This window comes from uncultured Polaribacter sp. (assembly GCF_947500975.1).
GTDB lineage: Bacteria > Bacteroidota > Bacteroidia > Flavobacteriales > Flavobacteriaceae > Polaribacter.
Window position 1 is genome coordinate 1 of record NZ_CANMUE010000061.1, and the last position, 431, is coordinate 431.

The following is a 431-nucleotide window of genomic DNA, read 5'->3' on the forward strand; positions in this document are numbered from 1 at the left end:
AATGATGGTGTTTTAGATAGTGATGAGTGTAATGCACCTGTAATAGTTTTGCCTGAAGCTATAACAACAACAGTAAGAGCAGATTGGAATACAGCAGTCACAGCAGCAGGAGAATTTGGTAATAAAGAAGATTTTAATAGCTATGCAGATGGTACAGATGTAGGAGTTGTAGGAGGTTTTGATTTTGGAGATTTTACAATGGAAGTAACAACTACTGCGGCTACACCTAAAGTAAATGAAATTAGTCAAGGTACAACCTTTGGTATTGCTCCTCTTGGAGATACTAGTGGTAATTTAGTTGCATTTAATGTTTCAACAGCCAGTACTCATACGGTATCTTTAACGTTTGATAAACCTGTAATTGGTTTTGCTGTTAATGTTGGAGATATTCATGATAGTGGTACAACAACATTAAATATAACTTATGAAAA

The 431-nt window shown here is 34.8% G+C and carries 1 protein-coding gene; it reads left to right on the forward strand.

What is annotated here, in order from left to right:
- Nucleotides 1–431, forward strand: a 431-nt coding sequence (locus Q0733_RS13010) for a hypothetical protein (RefSeq protein WP_298782770.1), incomplete at both ends; no start/stop codon positions are given.